This window comes from Pseudomonadota bacterium (assembly GCA_026388275.1).
Classification (GTDB): Bacteria; Desulfobacterota; Syntrophorhabdia; order Syntrophorhabdales; family Syntrophorhabdaceae; genus JAPLKB01.
Genome location: JAPLKB010000069.1, coordinates 1 through 5166, shown reverse-complemented (window position 1 = coordinate 5166; position 5166 = coordinate 1). Strand labels below are relative to the sequence as shown.

The window sequence follows — 5166 nt, the reverse complement described above, 5'->3', positions numbered from 1 at the left end:
AGTCCTCCTTCCGTAACCATCTTCACCGCTTCCTCTCTGAACTCCTTTGTGTAAACTGCATTGGGAATTCTTTTCATTTTGACACCTCCATTGTCGTATTGTACATCAACTTTGGTGTCTACTAAAAACATCTTACGTCACATACAGTGGCGGTAGTCGACCAGGACAAACAAGACAAATTGCCATAACTTCATGTTCCACGACCGAACTTCGGGTCTACGAACCGGGTGCTCGCATACAGAAACAATACAAGATTGCGAAGATTCTTTGGGCAGAAGATGGCTCTGGAAATAAAATCGTGAATGAACGTCCTCCTACGCCTGAGCCACAGTCTGCCCTACCTGCATTCGACACTTTACAGCAATACGCCGATTACCTTCGAGACGAGTTACGAGAGGCAGGCTGGTACATTTACGAAGAACCAAGGATGCTGGGTGTAGGAACGTGTTTCAAGAACGGACAACCCAAGAAGACGCCCAGCATTGCGGTGATATTTTTCGACAGAGCTACAGATTCTGTTTGGGACCTTGAGATGGACAATCTCGTTGAAGTCAAAAGAGAACTAACCGGGCGAGAACGACCGTGGCGTGTGGACAGTTGGCGATTCAAGCAAGGTAAATCATTTGGATTGCTTCATTCTGCTGTTGAGTTGTTTCTGACCGAGGTTCGTGAAAGCAATCCCGGACTCGCAAAGCAGATGTTTGCAGGGCATACATAGGGAAAAATGGGATTTGTCCAACAATTCGTTGGAGCCAATCGCTGAAAAGACCGGCCCTGGCTCAACTTTGTGTTATGTTTGAACACGGAAGGAGATTGATTAATGTCGAACATATGGATATTTTCCAATAGAGTTGAAGGCTACAAAGAGGATTCTGACTGGGACACCTCAACGATTGTAAAAAGAAGACGTTACTACTTCAAGGCAAGTGAGAAGAACCGGGGCAAGGTCGAGAAAGGTGACACAGTCTTGTTTCGTGAATATGGATCGGGCTTCTGGGGTACATGCAAGATTTCCGGTAATTGGGTCGAAGACAAGAAGGCGTTGGAGAAGTATCCAGTTAAAGCAGGCTGGTTCCCAATAGACGGCATAGACAAGTGGAAGGCCACTCTGCCCTACGAAATCATCCGTTCTGAATTGACAAATCAGAATCACCGACTGCGCATTGCGGCAGCGACGGAAGAGGACAAGCAAAAGATCGAGTTAGCCCTGAAGATATATAGGAATCTTGGTTACGGTGAAGCTGACGGCAACTTTTTTGTGCTGGAATCCGGTGTTGAAGAGGCAGTCAAAGCTAATCTCTCGCAACTTAAGCTCCGATTGGCAGGAAACGATATTGAGCAGCAATGCAGTCTCGAAATAGGAATTGGAAGAACTGACCTGATATGCCTGGATGAAAAGGGCAACTATGTAGTTCTTGAACTTAAAGCCACTCGGTCATCCGACGACGTTGTTGGACAAATACTTCGGTACATGGGTTACATACGGGAAAAGTGGGCACAACAAAACGGTAAAGAAGTTAAAGGGATAATTCTGGCACCGTCCTATGATGAGCAACTTCGTCTCGCTGCAAAGGAGGCGGGGATAAGGGTGCTGAGAGTTAGGATCATATGACCGGAACATAACTACCGGATGCAGACAATCGGCCTGAAATCAGGCCTCGTGTCTGACCCAGCCCGTTATGGCAAAAAATTAAATAAATTTCAACAGAGATTGATTTAGGTTATACTTAGATCAAAGGAGGGATATTGAATGGATACCCAATATACCGCAATAGTAAAACAGCAAGGGGATTGGTGGATAGGATGGATAGAGGAAGTTCCAGGCATAAACTGCCAGGAACATAGCCGTGAGGAACTGATGGAAAGCCTTCGTGTGACGTTGCACGAAGCCATCGAATTTAACCGCCAAGATGCTATAGCCTCCGCCGGTACTGAGTATGAAGAAGAAAGAATTGCTGTCTCCGCATGAAAAGAACCGATCTATTAAAACACCTTCGAGCGCACGGTTGTGAATTCATTAGAGAAGGCCACCGACATTCTTGGTGGGGCAATACAAACCTAAACAAACGCTCATCGGTACCGAGACACACCGAAATCGATGACAGTCTTGCAAGAAAAATATGCAAAGACCTTGGAATAAAACCGACAAAATGAACTATAACCACGGCTTGCAGCGAATCGCGTACCTCCCCCAATAAAGTGGACACTCTCGACTAACTATAAGGAGGGAGTGTACAGTGGGAAAAGGGAGAATAATCTTCCCCCAAAATAATGAATACGCCGAAAGGCCTGGGTATTATAATAAACCAGGAGGTTTGTATGGCAGATGGAAAAAGAAAGTTCGACAGGGAATTTAAAGTTGAGACTGTTCGTCTAATAGTAGAAGGGGGAAGATCAGACGAACAAAAAAAGGCAGGGCCATTTGACCCTGCCATAATAATTGATTATGTATGATTACTTTGCGAATCTTCTCCTTATTGCTGCAAGACCGGCAAGACCGGGAGCAAATAATAGAATTGCGCCTGGAATCGGCACTGGGGCACCGATATCCCCGTCATGCACAGCCCAGGCATAGCCGTTGTTGTAGAACTCGCCTGAATGGCCCGGGGCCTGCAAGCCGATTGAGAGGTAGAAGGTCCACCCCGTAACTGCATTGCTATCGTTGCTCTCCGACCAGTACCAGACATTTTTTATATCCGGCCCGAAATTGGTAAATTGGCCGGTATGAATAAGACCATAGTCTCCGACCGCTCGGGAGTAACCGTAAATATCAAAGAACGCATTGTTTCCAAGGTTGTTGTAGAACATATAGGCCAACTCACTGGCAGTGCTGCCCGCATAAGGCGTCCCCGGTGCGCTGATGTTAAACGCATAATCTCCTCTGCCGTTAAGATAAATGTACCCGGTATCGCTATACTGGACCCCATCAAGCGGCAGGGTTCTCGGCAGACGCCAGCCGGAGTAGCCTGCATAGACCAGATTATCGACCCACTCTTTGGCGTATGACCACATCATACAACCATCTCCGGTGGCATAACTTGTTGTCATGGCATAATCGGCATCCTGAAGCCAGGTGATATTCAGAACATCGTCATAGATTAGACCTCTTCCCCGGTCATGCAGCGCTGCATGGGCAAGAGTGGAAAAACCAAATAATAGTGTAACCAGAACACCGGCAATGAAGCGCTTCATGCTTACCTCCTCAGATCATGTGAATTTGTTTCTATAGCCCGGCTGTCTTGCTGCGCCCTTTTTTTAAAGGCGAAAAGTCCGACAAGACCCGGGGCAAAAAGGAGGATTGCGCCAGGAAGCGGCACCGGAGCAACGTCTCCGTCTCGCACAGCCCAGGCATAGCCGCTCATGTGTGTTGTATTACCTACCATCTGGCTGCCGTAATAAAAGTTGAAGTAACCAACCATGCTTGATTCTGGTGAAGTCACAATATCCATCCAATATGTATCGCCCATGATGCTATTCTGGATGTTAATAAAATATTTAGTGTTTTTGAGACCATAGTCGCTTTGAAAATTCCCGGAGACATCGAAGTAACCCTTGTTCTCGAGGTTGACATAGAACATATAGGCAATTTCGCTGGCAGTACTGCCTGGATACATGCTACCTGGCGCACTGATGTTAAAACCATTGTCGGATGAACCATCGTTTGGGCGCGCATAATTATAGTCAACCCCATTAACCGGCAGGGCTTTTGCAAGCCGCCAATCATCGTAACCTCCATAGACCAGGTTATCAGCCCAAATTTTGGCATAGGCTACTGCCTGGGCAGCAGTCGGCCCATCAGGAGTCATTCCATAAAACGAACCACCTCCGAGAATCCCTGGTCCGTTATAGCCCGATGTATGTGCATAGTTTGCGTCCTTAAGCCAGGTGATATTCAGAACATCGTCATAGATGAGGCCTCTTCCCCGGTCATGCAGCGCTGCATGGGCAAGAGTGGAAAAACCAATAAATGCTACCAGGAACATAATAAGTAAATATTTTTTCATTTTGTAAACCCCCTCCAGTATCTAAGCAATGATATCCAACTTTGTAACCAGTGCCGCCTGACAGGTTATTTAATATTATGTTACATATTGCATATTCCATCCTACCTTCACAGGTGGTTTGGTTTTACTATATTAAACAACGTATAACATATTAAACTTATTGTATGTAGGATATGTGCTACAATCTCAGTAGGTTAAGTACTACAACTATTGTAATATAATAGTAGGATACGTTACATTTTTAGATTTTTTACTTCTGACGATTCTTGTAAACCATGATTATACTTGCTTTCAACCTGTAGTTCACGATCCAGGTCAGAAGGTCATATACAAGATAAGTACGTGCTATAAAAACCGTACCAGTAATGATACAACAGACACATTTCTATTGATAATCCTTGCCTTTCAAGTAACAGCAAAGCCGCTTGCACACATTAATCCTCACACCTGCGGAACAGGTTTTTTATCTGGTTGTTTCACCGATACAATCTCCGGGGCTGTTTCAACCTGCTTTTCCATGAAAGAGACTAAAACCCTCAGTTCATCAAGAAATGTCTGAATATCTGATTTCGCATACATCCCTGTCTTCTTCTCAAAGTATGATTTTGCATTTTGTAAGACAGCAACTTTCTTTTTAATAGGCATAGGTTTAGATGTTGATTCCGGTTTTCTTCTTTTATATGCGGTAAGCATTTTCTCTAATTTAACATTTGTTACAGGCGTCTCCATTATTTCATCAAATATGGTAAAAAAGTCAGGACTTCCAAGGTTAGCGGCAAAGAGATATCCCTGGGAAACAGGAAGTTTTCCATTCGAAATTACGTCCTGAATTTTAGGAACCAGTTTTAAGAGTGATATCGTGCGAAGCATCGTCCGTGTTGACTTCCCGACGATTTCAGAAATTGCGGACACTGTGTCCGCAATTTCATCAGATACATCTTCGATCCTTCGATTGTAACTTACTATTTCACTCATCACTCCATCCAGATTATAGTTTTTATCAGGATGTTTTGCCTGAATATATGCAAGTATGCCTTTGGCCTGATCTATGGGATTCAAGTCTTCTCTCTGGAGGTTTTCTGTCAATTGGATAGCCAGTATTTCATCCTTTTGGGTGACTGTATTAACAATTCTTGCCGGGATTGTTTCCATACCGAGTTTT

The 5166-nt window shown here is 44.6% G+C and carries 8 protein-coding genes; 5 read left to right on the top strand and 3 right to left on the bottom strand.

All coding sequences use genetic code 11. From position 1 onward, the window contains the following. The first annotated feature begins 487 nt into the window (after nt 1–487). From NT010_17030 to NT010_17010, 5 genes are all read left to right on the top strand, one after another. Nucleotides 488–718, top strand: a complete 231-nt coding sequence (locus tag NT010_17030; protein ID MCX5807747.1) for a hypothetical protein — start codon at nt 488–490, stop codon at nt 716–718. A gap of 102 nt (nt 719–820) precedes the next feature. Next, on the top strand, nt 821–1612 hold the full coding sequence (locus tag NT010_17025; protein MCX5807746.1) for an endonuclease NucS: 792 nt from the start codon (nt 821–823) through the stop codon (nt 1610–1612). 138 nt (nt 1613–1750) lie between these two features. Then, complete coding sequence (locus tag NT010_17020; protein ID MCX5807745.1) at nt 1751–1969, top strand: type II toxin-antitoxin system HicB family antitoxin; 219 nt, start codon at nt 1751–1753, stop codon at nt 1967–1969. Then, nucleotides 1966–2154 carry a type II toxin-antitoxin system HicA family toxin gene (locus NT010_17015; protein ID MCX5807744.1) on the top strand — a complete coding sequence of 63 codons (189 nt, stop codon included), beginning with the start codon at nt 1966–1968 and terminating at the stop codon, nt 2152–2154. Before NT010_17020 ends, NT010_17015 begins: the two co-directional genes overlap by 4 nt. Before the next feature lie 165 nt (nt 2155–2319). Beyond that, the gene (locus NT010_17010; protein MCX5807743.1) at nt 2320–2454 is read left to right on the top strand and encodes a transposase; all 135 of its coding nucleotides are present in this window, start codon (nt 2320–2322) and stop codon (nt 2452–2454) included. On the opposite strand, the gene NT010_17005 is transcribed toward NT010_17010, so the two are convergent. The 3 genes from NT010_17005 to NT010_16995 form a co-directional block, all read right to left on the bottom strand. After that, nucleotides 2455–3192 (bottom strand): hypothetical protein, encoded by a 738-nt coding sequence (locus NT010_17005; GenBank protein ID MCX5807742.1) that lies wholly within the window; start codon nt 3190–3192, stop codon nt 2455–2457. Nucleotides 3193–3194: 2 nt separating this feature from the next. Continuing rightward, nucleotides 3195–4004, bottom strand: a complete 810-nt coding sequence (locus tag NT010_17000) for a hypothetical protein (GenBank protein ID MCX5807741.1) — start codon at nt 4002–4004, stop codon at nt 3195–3197. A 441-nt stretch (nt 4005–4445) separates the two neighbouring features. After that, on the bottom strand, nt 4446–5166 hold a 721-nt coding region (locus NT010_16995), incomplete at its 5' end, for a hypothetical protein (protein MCX5807740.1).